The organism is Natrinema amylolyticum (genome assembly GCF_020515625.1).
Lineage (GTDB): Archaea > Halobacteriota > Halobacteria > Halobacteriales > Natrialbaceae > Natrinema > Natrinema amylolyticum.
The window spans coordinates 94,704-113,249 of record NZ_JAIWPJ010000006.1 but is presented as its reverse complement, the minus strand read 5'-3'; the positions used below and the strand labels follow the sequence as shown (position 1 = coordinate 113,249).

Genomic DNA, 18,546 nt, shown 5'->3' with positions numbered 1-18,546 from the left:
GCGATGCTATCGGATCGTATAACGGATGCTCTCGTCTCGCACGCATCCGTCGATTCACGACGAATTAAGTACGAGCCCGCAATATTCGCCAGTATGAACACGCTTCTTCTGGACAGCGACGACGTCGACGAGTTCGCGCGACTGTCCGACGTCATCGATGCGGTCGAACAGGCATTCGCGGCATTCGAACGCGGTGACTCCCAAATGCCCGCGAAGTCCTATATCGACCTCCCGCAGTACAACGGCGACTTCCGGTCGATGCCCGCCTATCTCGACACGGGCGACTGGGACGCCGCGGGGCTGAAGTGGGTCAACGTCCACCCCGACAACCCGGCGGATCACGACCTCCCGACGGTGCTGGGGACGATGATCTACTCCGATCCCGAGACCGCCTTCCCGCTGGCGATCATGGACGGGACGACGCTCACGATGAAGCGGACGGGGGCCGCCGCGGCCGTCGCCACCGACTACCTCGCCGTCGCGGACGCCTCAAGCCTCGGCCTCGTCGGGGCCGGCGTTCAGTCGTACACCCAACTCGAGGCGATCAGCGAGGTCCGATCGATCGAAGAGGTCGTCGTCTCGGACCCCGACGAGGAACGCGTTCAGCGGTTCGTCGAGGCCTTCGCCGACCGGTTCGACGTTCGGGCCGGCTCGATTTCGGAGGCGGGTCACTGCGACGTGCTCTCGACCGTGACGCCCGTCGAGGACCCGATCGTCGGACTCGAGGACGTCGGCGAGCGCACGCACATCAACGCGATCGGAGCCGACGCCGAGGGGAAACACGAACTGGAAGACGAGCTGTTGGGCGCGGCGCGGATCGTAATCGACGACCACGAGCAGTGTACCCACTCGGGCGAGATCAACGTCCCCTACGGCGAGGGGATCCTGACCGACGCGGACATCCACGCCGAGATCGGCGAACTCGTCGTCGATGCGGCGGCGGGCCGGACCGACGAGACCGGTATCACCGTCTTCGATTCGACCGGGCTTGCGATTCAGGACGTCGCGGCCGCCCGGGTCGTCTACGAGACCGCCCGCGAGAACGACGCCGGATACGGGTTCGGGATGATCGATACCGGTCAGTAGGCGGTCCGTTCGCCGGCCGTTAGGTCATCGACGCGACCCGCATCCGTTCTCGACCGAAACTCGTCCGTCTCGATCAATGTGCCGTCCATCTCGACCGTTAGTCGTCCGTCTCCGTCGCGCGGGGCCGTTCACCGGTGTCGCGTCCGAACGCCGTTTCGCGGAGGTCGGCCTCGATCGCCTCGAGCGACCGTCCCTTCGTCTCGGGGACGAGCCGATAACAGAAGACCAGCGCGAGCAGGGAGAGAGCGCCGTACAGCCAGAACGTCCCCGTCTGGCCGACGACGTCGATCAGCCGGAGGAAGGTCAGCGAGACGAGCAGGTTGCCGGCCCAGTTGACGACGGTGACGACGCCCATCGCCGTGCCGCGGACCTCCATCGGGTAGATCTCGGAGATCAGTAGCCAGAAGACCGGTCCGAGCCCGATCGCGAAGAACGCGACGTACAACATCAGGCTCCCGGTCGCGATCCAGCCGATCGCGCCCGAGAGACCGGGCAGGTAGAACGCGATCCCGAGGACGGCGAGCATGACGGTCATCCCAGCCAGCCCCGTGAGCAACAACGGACGGCGGCCGGAGCGGTCCATCAACACCACTGCGACGACGGTCATGACGACGTTGACGACGCCGATCCCGACGGTCGCGAGGATCGAGGCGGTGTCCGCGAACCCGGTCGACTCGAGGATCGTCGGCGCGTAGTACATGACCGTGTTGATGCCGGTAACTTGCTGGAACGCCGCCAGGCCAATGCCGACGATCAGCATCGGTCGTACCCACGGCTCGAACAGGTCACGAAGCGTTCCGGACTCCGTTCGGACCGTCTCCTCGATCTCGCGGAGTTCGTTCTCGACCTGACTCTCAACGCGGGTACTGGCGAGGACCTCGCGGGCGTCGCTCTCGCGACCGTGCTCGTAGAGCCAGCGGGGGCTCTCGGGCATGAACAGCATGCCGGCGAACAGGACTGCGGCGGGGACCATCCCGAGGCCGAGCATCCAGCGCCACTCGCCGCCGCCGGCGAACGCGAAGTTCACGAGGTACGCGATGAGGATGCCGCTGGTGATCGTCAGCTGGTTCAGCGAGACCAGCGATCCGCGGATCTCCGGCGGTGAGATCTCCGAGATGTACAGCGGACCGACGACCGAGGCGAATCCCACGCCGATCCCGTCGACGATCCGACCGACGATCAGTATCTCGACGGTCGGCGCGATCGCCATGATGAGTGATCCGACGAAGAAGACGACGGCTCCGACGAGGATGAGGCGTCGTCGACCGAGCCGATCCGCGAGCCGACCGCCCAGCGCCGCCCCGACGATCGCGCCGATCATCGCCCCGCTGACGATGATCCCCTCGATCAATGAGGCGTTTATCGAATATCCGAACACGGTCGCCAGCTCGAACGTGTTTCGAATGTATAACATCGCGCCCGAGATGACGCCGGTGTCGAACCCGAACAGTAGTCCGTTGAGCGCGGCCAATGCCGCGACGACGTAGATGAACGAATTCCGGCCGCTGCCGGTCGCTCCTGTGCGTGTCGTTGACATCGATACTATGTAGAAATATTGTTTCAAACCGTAGTTAACAAATCTAACGATACGCGACCTCACGTGCGGGGGTGGGGTGGTCGCGTCCGGCGCGCTACACGGGTCGGTTTCGGCGGTCCGAACGTGGATCGGCGGTTCCGGCCCGAATCGATGCCGGCGGGTCCGCTGGGGCTCGGTCAGGGTTCGATCCGCCGCGGAATCGAACCCGTCATCGACAGTTCGTCGGCGTAGTGGACGATCGGATCACCGATCGGCGCCGGTAACCCGTTGGCCTCGAGCATCGCGTTCTCGTGGATCGTCACCGCGGCTGGCTGGAGCGGCCACGGGTCGTGTGCGATCTCGCCGGCCAGGACGCTGTCAGCGTTCGGAGCGTAGAACCGACGACGCGCCGTGAGCCAGTGTACGAGCGTGTCTGGCTCGGCGGTGAAGACCTCGCCGTCGGGGCGGTAGGTCGCGGCGAACCTGGCCGGAGCGCCGCCCGTCGCCTCCGTCTCCCGGCGTTCGCTTTCGAAGGTCACGTGATTCGCTTCGGTGGCGCCGACCCGCATTCGAGCGCGATAGACGGGCAACCTCGTCGTCCGGCCGACGGTCGCGGCGACCAGCGGGTTCCCGACATCGATACTGAAGAAAAACAGGCCGGGGTCGCCCCGATACCGGACGTACGTCCGGACGTTGAGTTCTGCAAAGGCCAGTCGCGTAATCGATGGCGTCCCGCGAAGTCCCACGTTCGTGAGCACGAACGGGAGCACGCTCACCCAGGCGTGACCGTCCCGCGTCTCGAGCGTTAACTGGCCGGGAACGTGCGGGCGAAGGTCGTCCGGATCGACTGGCCAGTGGACGAACAATCCGTCACGCCAGGTCATCGAGGCGACGTGCGGTGCTTTCGGCGACGACTCATCTGCGAACGTCCATCGAAAGGGATCCGTACGTTGTGCGTTCATCCTCGAAGCGAACAGGTGCTGTCGAAACCCTACGATGAACCCGCGTATAAACTAGATAGCTTGCTTTCAGATCCGATGGCGATTCGGTCGAACCGCCGTCAGTCGGCCGGATCGACCGCGGACTCGTCGGACCGCTCGAGGGTGACGCCATCCGAGCCGTCGTCGCCGCTATCGGTCGATCTGAGTCCCGCGATCACCTGATCGGTCGCGTCGGTCGCCCGTAACACCAAGACACCGAACCCGATCCGGGCGAGAATGTCGAGATACGCGGCGACGAAGATACCGCTGAACGCGTCGAGCAGTCCCAGCCCCTGTCGCGAGACGAACCCCATAACGAGGTAGAACACCCAGAGCAAGAGCAGCAGGTTCCGGAGTTTGCCGTAGAGGAGGACTCGTTCACCGCTTTGCTTGCCGGAGCGTTTCGTGAGCGGCCAGATCATTAGGACGACGATCCCCACGAGAGAGACGATCGTGACGATCCCAGCGACGGTGTTCAACGGGGGATCGACGAGATAACGGACGGCCGACGACCCGACCCACGCCACGCTCAGGACGGTCGCGACGGCCAGTTGTCGTCTCGTCGCGCCGGCAATCAGCCCGGCGATGAAGACCATGATCGGCGTCGCGATCACGTAGTCGGCGTACCGGGTCATCGGGATCGGATCGCCGCCCGCCGTCGTGATGCGGAACAGTTCGATCGACATGCCGAAGTTCGCGAGTGCGAGCGTTCCGCAGAGGATCGGCACGGGGAGGTAGTATCGCCGTTTTCCCGCTGGCATCCGGGCGACCCATACGAGGAAGCAGAGGGTCGCTACCGTCATCGCGTAGAACGCGAACTGGTAGAGTTGAAGTTCGGGTATCATTGCGACTCACCTCCCTGTCCCGCCGGGGCCACGGTCGAACCGGCCGGCGACGACGAGACGGTGAACTCGTCGACGGCGTCGGCGAGATCCGCGGCCCGCTCGTCTAGTCGCGTCGCCTCGGCGGAGACGTCGGTAATCGTCGCGGTCGTCTCCTCGGCGGCCGCCGCGACCTGCTCGGCCTGCGACGTCGTTTCGTTCGCGACGCTCGCGACGTCCTGGACGATCGTCGCCAGCTCTTCGGCGGAGCTGGCCTGTTCGTCCGTCGCCTGGTCGATCTCTTGGACGCCGGACGTCACCTGTTCGATCTCCGTCGCGATCCGGTCGAGTTTGGTCGAGAGCGAGTCCACTCGTTCAGTCGCCGACCCGATCGTCGACTCGGCTTCCTCGATCTGCGTCGCACTCTCGGTCGCTCGCTGTTGTATCGATTCGATCATGATTTCGACATCCTCGACCGCCGTCTGGGTCTGCTCTGCGAGTTCCTTGACCTCGTCGGCGACGGCTTGGAACCCGTCGCTCTCGCTCGAGGCGCTCTCCGATCGCGCGGACTCGATGGCCGCGTTCAACGCGAGCATGTTGGTCTGGCCGGCAATCTCGTCGATCAACTCGACGATCTCCTGGATCTGTTCGGCCTCCTCGTCCAGCGTTCGGATCGTCTCCGCGACGGCTTCCGTCCGGTCGCTGGCCGCGTGCATCTCCGCGGTCGTCTCCGTCGCCGCCTGCTGACCGTCCGATGCCAGTTCGTCGACCTGGCTCGACTGCTCGGCGATGTTACTCGTCGCGGCGGCGACCTCTTCGACGGTCGCGGACATCTCCTTGACCTCGGTTGTCGCCACCGACAGGTCCTCGGCCTGCTTCGAGGATCCGTCCGAGATCTCCTGGACCGACGTGCTGACCTCCTGGCTGGCCCGTCGGATCTCGTCGGAACTGGTCTGGACCTCGGTACTCGTCCTGGCGACCTCCGCCGAGATCGTCTTGACCTGTGCGACCGCGGTCTCCAGATCGGCGATCATCTCGTTGAACGCCTCGGCGATCGACACCATCGCCTCGTGGTCCGTTTCGGGCTCCAAGCGCTTCTCGAGGTCGCCGTCGGCACACGCTGCCATGACCTCGCTGTAGCGTTCGGCCTCGGCCTCGAGTTCGCGGTTGCGCTTTTCGGTCCGTTCCTGAGCCTCGCGGGCGCGTTCGCGCTGGTCTTCGAGATCGACGAGCGTCTCCCGCAACGAGTCCCGCATCGACGCGAACGAAGCGTAGAGGCTCCCGACCTCGTCGACCCGATCGGTCTCGAGGTCGACCGAAAGGTCGCCGTCGCCCATCCGTTCGGCCTTGTTCGCGAGCCGGCGGAGATACAGCGAAATGTTGCCGCCGAGGACGACCCCGACGAGTCCGAGATGGAGGACGAAGAGCAAGAGGACTGCGAGTAGCGACGACGTCGCCGTTTGTTGTGGTCCGTAGACGGCCGCTGCCGTCTCGTAGGTCGTCACCGTCAGCGATTCGCCGCCGGCATCGATCGTCGCCGCCGTCGCCGCGAACTCCGTCTCGGAGCCCTCGGGGACGCCGGTCGAGACGCCGTCGTCGCTCGGTGAGACCGCGGCGAGCACCGTCTCGTCACCGACCGACGCCACCTGACCGACCGCCGCGATCGTCTCGCCGTCGGCGTTCGTGACGACCGTGCGACGCGACTCGCCTTCGGTCTCGAGGACCGATGCGAACGCGGCGGTCGAGGCGGAGACGGCCACGTACCGTTCGTCGTCGCCCTCGACGCTCGAGACGAACGAGAACACGGACTCGTCGCTCGTTATCGCCTCGTGAGTGGCGCTGGGTCCGTCGGTGGCACCCTGTACGCCGGCCGTCTCGAAGACGTTCTCCCCGACGGCAGCGTCCGCACTGCTCGCGAGGACGTCGCCGTCGCCGTCGAGATAGTGAATCTCCGCGATTCGATCCTCGCGGGCGGACTGTACCGTCGCGAGTCGGTCACTGATCTCGTCGGACGTTCCCGTTCGGACGGTCGCGTCCGCGGTGAGCCCGTCCGTCGTTTCGGCAGTGGTCTCGAGCCAGGCCGCCGCGACGTCACTGCGGTCGTCGGTTCGATCGCTGAAGTGCTCTTCCGCCGCCGGGCCGACCGTGCCGGAGACGTGACCGAAAAAGAGCGCCGAGACGGCGATCGTCAGCACGATGACCAACAGGAAAATCAGGCCGATCTTTACACTGTACGTTTCTCTGAACCGATCGGGGAACTTGTCCTCGAGTGCCATAATGTCAACTGAGTGGTCGAGCAGCGTCGCACTGCTCGATGCCTTCGTTACCTTTGCTCACCCGTCCCAGTTGAATGTATCGGTCGAACTGATTGTCACGAGAGATAGTCATTCACTATCCCGTATCAATAGTCTGTACAGGCGGTCTCGACCGGATAGCTCTCCAGCCCTAAAAGTATCAAATAAACACAGTACGAGTTTTAGTCAGATGATAAAGCGTGTACTGACTCGGTAGACGGTCGAGTGAGAAAATCATCGTTGAAGAGTACTGGCCCAATCGCGGAGACGACCGACGGTCAGTCGTCGATTTCGATCGCCGGTCGGCCGGGTTCCGCGTTCGTGAGGACGTCGTCGTCGGCGTCGTCGGCGTGAACGACGCGAACCGGCGCGTCGAACTCGCGCTCGATCAGCCACGCTGCGGACTCGAGGGCCGCGAACTCCGCGTCCGGATCGAGGGTCGTCGAGAGCGCCTCCCGTTCGGCCTGCAGGTCCTGGCCGTAATCGGCCGCGGCGTCGCCCTGCTCGCGGATGTGTGACTCGCCCATGAGTTCGCCGATCAGGTTGTCGGCGTCGCTCTCGATCGCGATATCGAGGGCGTCGTACTTCCACTCGGGCGCGATGACGACGTCGATCCCGGTGGGGTCTTCGATCCCAGCGACCTCGACGATGTCGCGGATGTCCTCGCGAGTGTTTTCGACCAGTCGGCGGCGCTTGGCGACGTAGTCGCGGTCGACCTCGGCGGTCGGCCACTCGGCGTTCGCGACGAACCCGTCGCCGCCCAGCGTTTCGTACAGCTCCTCGGCGATGTGGGGCGCAACCGGCGAGAGCAGGCGGACGACCGCGGAGAGCCCCCGCTCGTACGTCTCGGGGTGGGGTTCGGTATAGTCGACGTACTGCCGCAGCGTTCGGACGAGGTCCTGCGTTTCGCGCAGCGCCTTGTTGAACGTCAGATCGTCGTACTCGCCGCTGGCGATGGCGATCGTCGCGTCGATCTCCGCGTCGACGTAGCTCGCGATGGCGTCGTCGTCGCCGTCGGGTTCCTCGGCGACGTATCCCTCAATCAGCCCCTGCAGCCGCTCGAGGAAGGCGTACGTCGATTGGACACCCTCCTCGCTCCAGTCGAAGTCGCGTTCGGGCTGGGCGGCCTGCATCATGAACAGGCGCGCGGTGTCGGCCCCGTACTCCTCGACGATCCGCTGGGGCGAGACGACGTTCCCCTTGGACTTGGACATCTTTTCGCCCTCGAGTTGGACCATCCCCTGTGCCAGCAGGTTCGTGAAGGGCTCTCGGTGCTCGAGGCCCTCGTGGTCGGCCAGCACCTTCGTGAAGAACCGGGAGTACAGCAGGTGCATCACGGCGTGTTCGATGCCGCCGACGTACTGGTCGACCGGCATCCAGTCGTTCGCCTTCTCGCGGTCGAACGGCGCGTCCTCGAGGTCGGGCGAGACGTACCGCAGGAAGTACCACGAGGAGTCGACGAAGGTGTCCATCGTGTCGGTCTCGCGGGTCGCGTCGGCCCCGCACTCCGGACACGTGGTCTGTTGCCACTCCTCGGCGGCGTCCAGCGGGTTACCGGTCGTGTTGATGAACTCGGGGAGTTCGACCGGCAGGTCTTCCTCGGGGACCATCACGGGGCCGCAGTCCGAACAGTGGATGACCGGAATCGGCGTGCCCCAGTAGCGCTGGCGGGAGATCCCCCAGTCGCGAAGCTGATACTGCGTGGCTTCCTCGGCGCTATCGATCTCCTCCGTGAGCCGTTCGCGGGCCGTCTCGCTGTCCAGCCCGCTGTACTCCCCGGAGTTGATCAGGACGCCGTCCTCGGTGTAAGCCCCTTCGCTCACGTCAGGGGCGGTCGGCTCCTCGTCGCCCTCGGGCTCGGGGGCAATGACGGGCCGGATCTCGATGTCCATCTTCTCGGCGAAGGCGTGGTCGCGCTCGTCGTGGGCCGGCACGGCCATCAGCGCGCCCGTTCCGACGTCCGAGAGGACGAAGTCGGCGACGTAGACCGGAATCTCCTCGCCGGTGGCGGGATTCGTCGCGGTCAGGTCCGTCTCGACGCCGTTCGGTTCGTCGCCGTCCGGATCCGCCTCGTGGTGAACGAACTCGTGGATCTCGTCGTCTTCGGCGGCCAACTCCTCGCTGATCGGGTGATCCGGCGCGAGCGCGAAGAAGGTCGCGCCGTGGATCGTGTCGACGCGAGTGGTGAAGGCCTCGACCGGGCCGTAGCCCTCGATATCGAAGTCCAGTTCGGTCCCGTACTGTCGGCCGATCCAGTTGCGCTGCATCTGTCGCACCGAGTTCGGCCACCCCTCGAGGTCGTCGATCGCCTCGAGCAGGTCGTCGGCGTACTCGGTGATCTTCAGGAACCACTGCTCGAGTTCGCGCTGTTCGACGGGCGTGTCACAGCGCCAGCAGAGTTCGGCCTCGCCCTCGACCTGCTCGTCGGCGAGGACGGTCTCGCAGTGGGGACACCAGTTGACCTCGGCGTCGCGGCGCTCGACCAGTCCCTCCTCGTGGAACCGGGAGAAGAGCCACTGGTTCCACTGATAGTAGTCGGGCGTGCAGGTGGCTATCTCTCGGTCCCAGTCGTAGCCGAAGCCCATCGCGGTCATCTGGTCGCGCATCGTGTCGATGCAGTCGAAGGTCCAGTCGCGAGGGTTCGTGTCGCGCTCTTTGGCCGCGTTCTCCGCGGGGAGGCCGAACGCGTCCCAGCCCATCGGGTGGAGGACATCGTCGCCGCGCATCCGACGGTAGCGAGCGTACGCGTCCGTAATTGTGTAGTTACGGACGTGGCCCATGTGGAGCTTCCCGGACGGATACGGGTACATTCCGAGGACGTACGTCGGATCGTCGACGTCGTCGGGCGTCCGATAGACGTCCGCGTCGTCCCACGCCTCTTGCCAGCGCCGTTCGACCGTCGCGTGGTCGTATCCCGCGTCGCTCATTTGCTTATATACCAATAGGGCGGGACGCCACCCTATACCTTTCCATACCGTGGCCCGCCGCCCGTCGAGCGACGCCAGTCTCGCCGCTCGAGAACAACGTTTCCGGCGACCCGCTGCCGGCTCGAGCTCGCGGGCGAACTCGCACGCGAGACGCCCGCCGACGGTTCCGGGAAGCGGGACGTTTTATTCTCGGCTCGCCCCATATTGGGTCATGGTAACTAACTCCACTGCTTTCGTCACGGGAGCGAGCCAGGGCCTTGGCCGCAAAATCGCCCTCGCGTTCGCCGATGAGGGCGCGAACGTCGCCCTCGCGGCCCGGAGCGACGGGATCGACGAGACCGCGGACCTGATCGACGCGCCCGATCGAACGCTGGCCGTCGAGACCGACGTGACCGATCCCGAGTCGGTAACCGACGCGATCGACGAAACGGTCGCGACCTTCGGCGGGCTCGACTGTCTCGTGAACAACGCGGGGATCGCCGGACCCACCGCGCCGATCGAGGAGACGACCGACGACGAGTGGCTCGAGACGCTGGACGTCAACGTCGTCGGCATCGCTCGTGTCACGAGGGCGGCGGCTCCCTACCTCCGCGAGTCGGAGCGAGGGAGCGTCGTCAACATTTCCTCGATCGGCGGCAAGCGACCGTACGCGAATCGGACCCCCTACGCCGCCTCGAAGATGGGCGTGATCGGGCTGACCCGCGCGCTCGCGGCGGAGTTCGGCGACGACGGCGTGACGGTCAACGCGATCTGTCCCGGTCCGGTCGAGGGCGACCGCATTCGCACCGTCTTCGAACGGCAGGCCGAGAAACAGGGCGTTTCCCCCGAGGAAGTCGAGGACGAAATCCTCGAGAGCCTCATGATCGACGACCTGGTCCCGCCCGAGGACGTCGCCGACATGGCCGTCCACCTCGCGAGTTCGGACTCGCGGCACGTCACGGGACAGGACATTAACGTCTCGTCGGGCGGGGCGTGGTACTGAAACACCGGTTCGAATCGACGGCTCGAGCGACGGGCCGTCGGCGAGCGAGCTACTCGATGTCGATCTGTTTCGAATCTTCGCCGCCCGACACCTTCGGCAGTCGGACCGTCAGCACGCCGTTCTCGAAGCCGGCGGCCACCGACTCCTCGTCGACCGGCTCCGGCAGCCGAATCCGACGACTCGCCGACGTTTCGGTCCGCTCGCGCCGGAGATACGTTCCCTCAGCGTAGGCCTCGTCGTCCGTCCGATTGGCCTCGAGGCGGAGCGTGCCGTCCGAGAGGGTCAACTCGATGTCGTCGGTCTCGTAGCCGGGCAGGTCGGCCGTGACGATATACTCTTCGTCCGTATCGGCGACGTCGACCGGCACCGAGCCCGGTACTTGCAGCCCGCCGGCGGTCATGCCTTCCTCGACCTGCCGGCTGACGCGGTCGAGCATCTCCTCGATTTCGTCGAACGGGTTTCCTCGCATGCGTCGCAGTAGGGTCCCGACGGGGATAAATTCTGCCCGCGGGACGACGACAGAAGGAGCGACTACTCGGGAAGGGTCACGAGCCCGTCGTCGAGGGCGTCGAGCAGGACCTCGCGCGCGTGACCGTCCGGATCGACGCCCTCGTAGACCGCCTGTACCTCGCCGTCGGCGAGGACGAACGTCGTTCGGCTGGTCACGCCGCTGTCGCGCAGTTCGACGTCGAACGCGTCGGCGATCTCCCCGTCGGGATCGGCCAGCAGGTCGAACTCGAGGCCCTCCGACTCGCAAAAGGACCGGTGGGACTCCACGTCGTCGGTCGAGACGCCGTAGACGTCGACGCCGGCATCCCGGTACGTCTCGCGCTCGCGCTGGAACTGGTTCGCCTCGATCGTACAGCCGGGCGTGTCGTCTTTCGGATAGAAGTAGAGGACCGTCGGCTCCTCGAACGCGAGGCTGACGTCCTCTCCGTCCTGATTCGGTGCGGTCACGGTCGGCGCGTCGTCGCCCGCAGCGAGTGGCATATACGTGGTAGCGCGGGACGCGGAGAAACAACTTGCGGTACGGCGAGCGACTCGCCCGCCGCCGGCCGTCTGCGTCGATCGCCGGTTTCCCTCAAGTATCTCTCCGTGATTCACACGCAGTGAGGACTCTCCGAGCGTATTATCGGTCGGCCGTGGTAGCCATGTGTGCACCGTACTCGTGTCCGGGTTGGGGTAGTGGCCATCCTTCAGCCTGTGCAGGCTGAGACGCGTAGTTCGATTCTCGCACCCGGACCTTCTCGCCGTTCCGACGGTCGCCCGTCCCGCCAGTCGTCGCCACACCGCCTCGAGGGGCCGCAATTCCACAGAAACAGCGGGCCGAGCGCCTCGAGCGTGACCCCGATGCGGTCTACTCGACGACGTGCTCGGTATCGTACGAGCCGAGCCGGCGGACCCAGCCGTCCTCGGCGAGGTCTTCGAGTTCTTCGATCGCTTCCGCCGTTCGCGACTCGTACAGTCCGGCCTCGAAGTCGATGTGGAAGACGTAGTCGCCCAGTCGCTGGCCGCTCGGCCGCGACTCGACGCGGGTCAGGTTGATGTCCCGGTCCGCGAACGGCTCGAGCAATTTGAGCAACAGGCCGGGGTAGTTCGCGCTCGGGTAGACCACCAGCGAGGACTTGCCGCCGCCCTTCGAGCGCTCCGCGGCGGGTGCGATCGCGAAGAAGCGCGTCGCGTTCGAGTCCTGATCCTGAATGTCCTCGGCGAGCACCGAGAGGTCGTCGCCGCCGAGAGCCGGATGACCGATGCCCGCCACCGAGGGATCGTCGCGGGCGAACTCGACGCCCTGTGCCGTGCTCGCGACGGCCTCGACGGTGGCGTCGGGGTACTCCCGCTCGAGGTAGGTCCGACACTGGGCCAACGCCTGGGAGTGGCTGGCGACGGTGTCGAACTCCGGACCCTGTGCGAGCAAGGCGTGTCTGATCGGGGTGACGATTTCGCGGACGACGGCGACGTCGTAGTCGGCGACGGCGTCGAGACTCTCCGTCACGGAGCCCTCGATACTGTTCTCGATCGGGATCACACCGCGGTCGTACTCGCCGCTCGCGACGGCGTCGACGATCGCGGTCACCGACTGTCGGAAGTCGATCTCGTCGTCGTCGGCGATCGCACTCGTCGCTCTGTGAGAGTAGGTCCCCTCGGGTCCGAGCGTGACTGCAGCCATTGCCCACCGATAGGAGCGAACGGGTCAAAAGACCGTCGGGTCTCGCGGACTCTCAGACCCGCGCCCGGTCGACGTCGGACGAGCGTCAGTCGTCGGTCGGTGCGTGAGACGGCCCCTCGCTCGAGGCGAGGAAGCCGTCGTCGGTCGCGCGAGCCGCGACGTGGGGCTGGAAGACCCACGCGCACAGCAAGACGATGGGGATCATCGTGGCAGCGACCACGGAGTAGCCGGTGTGGAGGCTCGGCATCATCGGAGCGGCGTAGACCAGCGGGTAGGCGATCCCGCCGACGGTGCCGACGCCGCCGACGACGCCGGCGACGCTGCCCGAGCTATCGGGGAACATCGCCGGGACCTGCGCGAAGATCGCGCCTTCGGCGAACGCACAGCCCATGCCGACGACGAAGCCGGCCGCGACGGCCAGCAACACTCGGCCGGTCATCCCCGCCAGCGTCATCCCGACCATCGCGACGACGATGAAACACAGCGAGACGAACGTCCACTGCTCGCGGTAGCGGCCCGTGAAGATCGGCAGGACGTTCGTCTCGTTGCGGGCGAGACGGTCGCTCATGTAGCCGCCGATCGGGCGCAGCAGGCCGGCCGCGACCGAGAACGTCGCGGCGAACGTGCTCGCGAGCACGAGGTTCTCCGTGTTGAAGCCCTCACGGTAGTAGGTCGCCAGCCAGCCGTTCATCGAGAGCTCGAGACCGAAGCTCATCACGTAGGCCAGTGCGAGCACCACGGTGCCGTAGCGCGTAGCAGTGTAGAGCCAGTCCTTGAGGTTCGCAGTCGACTTGGTCGCCTGTCGTTTCGCGTCGCTCTTAGCGGCTTCACCGATCGTGTAGTAGACGATCGCCAGCAGGATCGAGACGATCCCGGTGTAAAAGAAGGCCGCCCGCCAGCTCGTGTCGAAGATCGGTCCGCTCCAGCTCTCGGTGAACACGCGCGGGAGGACGAGCGCTCCACCCGCCGCGCCGGCGTTTCCGACGCCGGCGTAGATCCCCTCGGCGGTGCCCAGCTCTTCCTCCTCGAACCACTCGGAGACGTGCTGGATGCCGATGACGAAGGTGATCCCGGCCGTCGCGACGATCAGTCGCTCAACGAAGAAGACGGCGTACGATTGGGCGAACGCCGACGCCATCGAGAACACGCCCACGTAGGTCAACACGATGGCGAACACCGTCGGTGCGCCCCAGCGATCGGAGAGCCACCCGGTCAGGATCCGCCCGAACGGCGCGAGCCAGATCGCTGCACTCGCCAGGATCCCGATCTCAGCGACTGAGAGGCCGAACTCGTCGGCCATCGGCCCCGTGAAGGGAGCGAATGAGAACCAGATCAGGAACGAGAAGTTGAACCCGATCGTCGCCAGCACGAGGGTCCGCCACTTGGTCATCCTAATCACGGCTGGTCACCCCCGATCACACCGATACTCATATCTCGCATTTCACCCACCAAATACGAGAATCGGGAGTCATACGTTTGCCCTTCTACCGAAGAACCTTCATCTACTGTCCCTGTCTCCTCATTTACTTCGACGTACATCCACATGGCTCACTCAGGTGGTCCGGCGACTATCGTATAAATCTACTTATTAGCGTCTCCCCAACTATTGGGGCTTGATCCAATAAGAACGACCAGTATTATGCCGTATAGTCTTCGTACAAACGTGCTATTCTCGCCTATTATTGTAATAATGTAAATCCAAGACCAGCGCTGTTGGCAGTTCTTCGGATTCACGCCGATCAACCGATCGCGTCACGACTCGGGGCAAGCGGACTCGTGGGCGCTTTCCGTCGCAGGCGAGACGACAGCGGTGGCCGTATATCCGTTTGCCGCCGACTACCGAGAGAATACGCGTCGGCACATCCGTGTCTCGAGACCCGTCGAACGACACCGCTCGGGACGATTCGCGTCGGAGAAATCTACCGAGTCAACGACTCACTCCTCGAGGTGTTCGATCCCTTTCTTCGAGACGTTCGCCTCCGTGATCTCGCCGGGCATCCAGTCGGGCTTGTCGTCGGGAGCCGTCTCCTCCCACGCCCACCCGTCGTAGATGTGGACCTTGTCCGTGCCCTTCTCTCGGAGTTGCAGTTCGACTCGCTCTGCCTCCTCCTCGCTCGAGCCCGGCTCGAGCCGTCGGGCCGCCTTGAGCGCCGCCTGCCGGGGCGTGTTGCCCGAGAAGACGCTTGACTCGTCACCGCCCGATTCGCGCAGTGCAAAGTTTCGTTTCCCGTCTTCGCGTACCATGAATTTCGCCTCCGTGTCAATTCAGCACACGATCCGACATAAAGATATCCCCACAAATCGACCGACTGCGGCGGTATGTTTAAGTGCATCGCGCACGCTATTCCACCGCACTATCTACAGCACGTGCTCGACGCCGTCTCGTGATTGTCGCTCCGACGCGTGTGTAACAAGATCATTCGTTCGGTCGTCGAAAACACTTAAGTATATCCTACGGCGAAGTTCGGAATAGAATCCCGCGATGGTACGGAAAAAGAAGCTGAGTCCAAGCGGTGCGAAAGACGACGACGGTAACTACCACAACGTCCACCTCAACCTCCACGAGGACGAACTCGAGGTCGCGGGCATGGATATCGGCGACGAGGTCTTCGTCCGAGTCCGGGACGGGAAAATAATCATCCAGAAAGCCGACGAAGACGACGTCGAACACGAGTTCTAGGGGACGGTCTTCTTCTCTCGAGCGTCTCGAACGGCCCGGCAGTCGTTTCGCTACTGTCAGGTATCGTTTTTTACGCCAATAGGCGTAATTCGACAGTTCTGTGCCGTCATTACCTGCCTTGACGGTCTCGAATATCGTCTGTGGGTTTCCCAACCCCTTCCCACCAACTACATAAATATACGCGTCTCAGAGACATTCACTCGTTCGTTACCATATTTATTCCAGATCATTGTGGGCCGTGGACGTGGGGTATCCCCACGATCGGTAATGTCAAACGGACCATACCATACGCAACCGCGACGATCCGCTGACCGTTCGACCGACGACGCTGCCGACCGGTGTTCGGACGACGCGTTCGCCGGCAGCGCCATCGACCGACGGACGTTCCTGTCACTCTCCGCGGCGACGGGAGCAGCGCTCGCGCTCCCCGGTTCCGCTACCGCGGACGTCCGCGGCGAACCGATGACCGACGAGTACGAGTTCGTCGTCAACCATACCCCGGCGGAGTACGAGGCGGCGACCGTCATCGAGTTTGCTGACCAAACCGCGCTCGAGGCCTTCGCGGCCGAATACGAGGAGACCCCCGGCCCGGACCTCTCCCATGCGCCGAAGGCGGTAACCCGAGAATCGCCGACGCCGGCGGCGCACGCGCGTCTCACCGCCGACGAGGTCGCGGACGTGCTCGAGCGGGACGGGATCGAACTGATGGACTTCTCTCCCGGCGCGAACCCGTGGTGGAAACTCGAGGAGCCCTATGCCGAGGACGTCTTCCCGCCGGTCGAGGAAGCCCGGGAGTTCGTCTCCTACCGCGAGGTTGGCCAGGGGCTCGCCCGCCTCGAGGCGGACTTCTCCGACCGCGTGCGCGTCCACGCCCTCGAAGAATCGCCGGGCTGGCCGAACCGGTACACCGGCGAGAGTCCCGATCCGCAGGACATCTACGTCGTCGACGTCACGAACGACGTCCGGGACGAGGCGTCGTTCGCCGAGAAGGAGAAGGTAGTCTACTCCCTCTCGATTCACGGCGACGAGCGAGCGGGCGTCGAGACCGGCGCTCGGCTCGTCGAGGACCTCGCTCGAGGCGAAGCCGACGGCTTCGAGGGCCTACTCGACGACATCGCGTTCGTCTTCGTGTTCACGAACCCCGACGGCTGGGTGGCGCGCGACCCCGTGTTCGACATTCCGCGAGGGGAGACCCAGATCAACTTCCGGCGCGGGAACGCGGCCGGCGTCGACACCAATCGGCAGTACCCGACGATGGGATGGGTCGATCCGGCGTTCTGGCCCGCCGAGCCCGACGATGCACCCGACGAGTATTACGACGTGGTCCCGGACTCGCTGGCGATCGTCGATCACTTCCGCGAGTACGAGAACGTGGAGTACCTCTGTGACTACCACGGGATGTACACCGCTGATCACATGGTGTTCAACCTCGAGACGAACGCCCCGTTCGATCACGACGGGACCCACGACCTCGACGAGGTCAACGTCCGCATCGGCGAGGGGATGGAAGCCCACTGGGGCGGCATCGAGGCGATCGCGGACGACATCGAGCGCGCGTGCGAGGAGCAGTACGGCGTCTCGGGGTACGTCCCCGACGGACTGTTCGATTACGGCACGATCTACGACTCCCTCGCGTACCAAGTGACCGGCGCGTTCCTCGGATGGGCCGGACAGCCGGAGGAGTTCGGCGGGCTCGGGGCCGTCACGGTCGCACCCGAGATCATCTTCGCGAACCACTTCTCGGAAGCCCGGATCCAGTGGAAACCCTACATCGAACGCCACCTGGTCACCGCCTACCGAATCTCGATGCGCGAGTACGCCGAGATGACCGCGACAGACACCGATGCGACCGTCGCGACCGGCGGTCAGGACACCGCATACGTGACGACTGACGAACTCACGCGCTCGTCCGCCGATCTCCCGTACACCGACGAGCGTCCCGGCGAGGGCCGCGGACCCGGCCGGAGCCGCGCGGCCGAGGTCCGTCGTCGTCACGAGGTCGTCCAGCCCGGCCCCGCCGATCGGGAGACCGTCGGCACCGAGGCGACGGAATCGTCTCACTCGCTGTCGGTCCGGTTTACCGGCGTCGGCGACGCGACCGACGGTCACATTCGCGTCACCGACCCCGCCGGAACGGTCGTTCACGAGATCGATCTCGCCGCGAAGGCGGACCCGGACACCTCGACGCCCCGGCCTCACGACTTCGAGGGGTGGTTCCGCCATCGACCCGACGCCGGCCGGTGGGACGTTGAGGTCGAGAGCGACGCCGACATCGAGGTCGAGATGACCGTGCTGGACACCGACGACGAGTATCCCGATCCGCGAGCGGTACTCGGCTACGAGCAACGCGAGTATACGGTCAATCCGATGCAGTTCTTTGCCGATCTCTCCGATCACCTCGAGGACGGCGACATGGACGGGCTCCGGGTCCACGACGTTGGCAACGGTCGATTGCTTCGGGGCAACTCCGGGAAGCGCCGCTACGACAAACTGGTCGTCTCCCACGACGCGGGTCTCGACGACCCGCAGTACGTCGCCGCGATCGAGTCGTTCGTCGAGGCCGGCGGCGACCTCGTGCTGACCGATACGGGCGTACACCTGCTCGGCGCGCTCGACGTCGGCGACGCGGCGGCGATCGATCCCGACGACCTCGAGACCGTCGAGGTCCAGTTCGCGAACCTCGCGGACAGGGACTTCGATCATCCGCTGCTCGATGGCGTCCGCCCGCGACAGCAGGAGATGTGGAAGGGCCCGCAACTCGGGTACACCACCGGGGTCGACCAGCCGGCGACGATCATCGACGGCGACGCGTTCGACGCGGCCGGCGGTCGCGCCGCCGGAACGACCGGCGGCGGCGTCAGCGCCGGGACCCTCGCGGCGGGCGACGCCGAGATCAACGTTCTCGGATCGATTCTGCCGCCCGCACAACAGACGGTCCTGCATCCGTTCGGCATGGCCGACTACTCTCTCTCGTTCATGGGGCATACGCTCGTGTGCAACGCCCTCGGGTTCGAGCAGCGGCGCTATCGCGAGGGGGAGCTCGTCCGGACCTACGGCGAGATCCGGTGAATTCGGACGAAGAGTCGTTCG

Annotated in this window: 14 protein-coding genes; 4 read left to right on the top strand and 10 right to left on the bottom strand. The window is 65.1% G+C overall.

Annotated elements, in window-relative coordinates:
- The first annotated feature begins 93 nt into the window (after window positions 1-93).
- Window positions 94-1,086, top strand: coding sequence for an ornithine cyclodeaminase family protein (locus tag LDH66_RS21465; RefSeq protein ID WP_226483124.1), 993 nt, complete (start codon window positions 94-96; stop codon window positions 1,084-1,086).
- Between the two features lie 97 nt (window positions 1,087-1,183).
- Here LDH66_RS21465 and LDH66_RS21460 read toward each other — a convergent pair whose 3' ends face one another.
- The 5 genes from LDH66_RS21460 to leuS all read right to left on the bottom strand — a co-directional run bounded on the left by LDH66_RS21460 (window position 1,184) and on the right by leuS (window position 9,624).
- Window positions 1,184-2,623, bottom strand: a complete 1,440-nt coding sequence (locus LDH66_RS21460; RefSeq protein WP_226483123.1) for a sugar porter family MFS transporter — start codon at window positions 2,621-2,623, stop codon at window positions 1,184-1,186.
- 176 nt (window positions 2,624-2,799) lie between these two features.
- Window positions 2,800-3,564, bottom strand: a complete 765-nt coding sequence (locus LDH66_RS21455; protein WP_226483122.1) for a YqjF family protein — start codon at window positions 3,562-3,564, stop codon at window positions 2,800-2,802.
- A gap of 98 nt (window positions 3,565-3,662) precedes the next feature.
- Window positions 3,663-4,427, bottom strand: a complete 765-nt coding sequence (locus LDH66_RS21450; protein ID WP_226483121.1) for a bacteriorhodopsin — start codon at window positions 4,425-4,427, stop codon at window positions 3,663-3,665.
- A complete protein-coding gene (locus tag LDH66_RS21445; protein WP_226483120.1) occupies window positions 4,424-6,679 on the bottom strand; it encodes a methyl-accepting chemotaxis protein in 2,256 nt (751 codons plus the stop codon). Before LDH66_RS21445 ends, LDH66_RS21450 begins: the two co-directional genes overlap by 4 nt.
- 296 nt (window positions 6,680-6,975) lie before the next feature.
- Window positions 6,976-9,624, bottom strand: coding sequence for a leucine--tRNA ligase (leuS, locus tag LDH66_RS21440; protein ID WP_226483119.1), 2,649 nt, complete (start codon window positions 9,622-9,624; stop codon window positions 6,976-6,978).
- 211 nt (window positions 9,625-9,835) lie between these two features.
- On the opposite strand from leuS, the gene LDH66_RS21435 reads away from it, so the two are divergent.
- Window positions 9,836-10,606: an SDR family NAD(P)-dependent oxidoreductase gene (locus LDH66_RS21435; protein ID WP_226483118.1), complete on the top strand. Its 771-nt coding sequence runs from the start codon at window positions 9,836-9,838 to the stop codon at window positions 10,604-10,606.
- Between the two features lie 49 nt (window positions 10,607-10,655).
- Here the strand turns inward: LDH66_RS21435 and LDH66_RS21430 are convergent, their stop codons facing one another.
- The 5 genes from LDH66_RS21430 to LDH66_RS21410 form a co-directional block, all read right to left on the bottom strand.
- On the bottom strand, window positions 10,656-11,075 hold the full coding sequence (locus tag LDH66_RS21430; RefSeq protein ID WP_226483117.1) for an Hsp20/alpha crystallin family protein: 420 nt from the start codon (window positions 11,073-11,075) through the stop codon (window positions 10,656-10,658).
- A gap of 62 nt (window positions 11,076-11,137) precedes the next feature.
- Complete coding sequence (locus LDH66_RS21425; RefSeq protein ID WP_226483116.1) at window positions 11,138-11,596, bottom strand: peroxiredoxin; 459 nt, start codon at window positions 11,594-11,596, stop codon at window positions 11,138-11,140.
- A gap of 367 nt (window positions 11,597-11,963) precedes the next feature.
- Window positions 11,964-12,776 carry a prephenate dehydratase gene (gene pheA / locus LDH66_RS21420; RefSeq protein ID WP_226483115.1) on the bottom strand — a complete coding sequence of 271 codons (813 nt, stop codon included), beginning with the start codon at window positions 12,774-12,776 and terminating at the stop codon, window positions 11,964-11,966.
- A gap of 85 nt (window positions 12,777-12,861) precedes the next feature.
- Window positions 12,862-14,166, bottom strand: coding sequence for an MFS transporter (locus LDH66_RS21415; protein ID WP_264182577.1), 1,305 nt, complete (start codon window positions 14,164-14,166; stop codon window positions 12,862-12,864).
- Between the two features lie 545 nt (window positions 14,167-14,711).
- Window positions 14,712-15,020 carry a non-histone chromosomal MC1 family protein gene (locus LDH66_RS21410; protein WP_226483113.1) on the bottom strand — a complete coding sequence of 103 codons (309 nt, stop codon included), beginning with the start codon at window positions 15,018-15,020 and terminating at the stop codon, window positions 14,712-14,714.
- A 238-nt stretch (window positions 15,021-15,258) separates the two neighbouring features.
- On the opposite strand from LDH66_RS21410, the gene LDH66_RS21405 reads away from it, so the two are divergent.
- Complete coding sequence (locus LDH66_RS21405; protein WP_006185211.1) at window positions 15,259-15,456, top strand: SymE family type I addiction module toxin; 198 nt, start codon at window positions 15,259-15,261, stop codon at window positions 15,454-15,456.
- 267 nt (window positions 15,457-15,723) lie between these two features.
- Complete coding sequence (locus LDH66_RS21400) at window positions 15,724-18,525, top strand: M14 family metallopeptidase (protein WP_226483112.1); 2,802 nt, start codon at window positions 15,724-15,726, stop codon at window positions 18,523-18,525.
- Window positions 18,526-18,546: the final 21 nt, after the last annotated feature.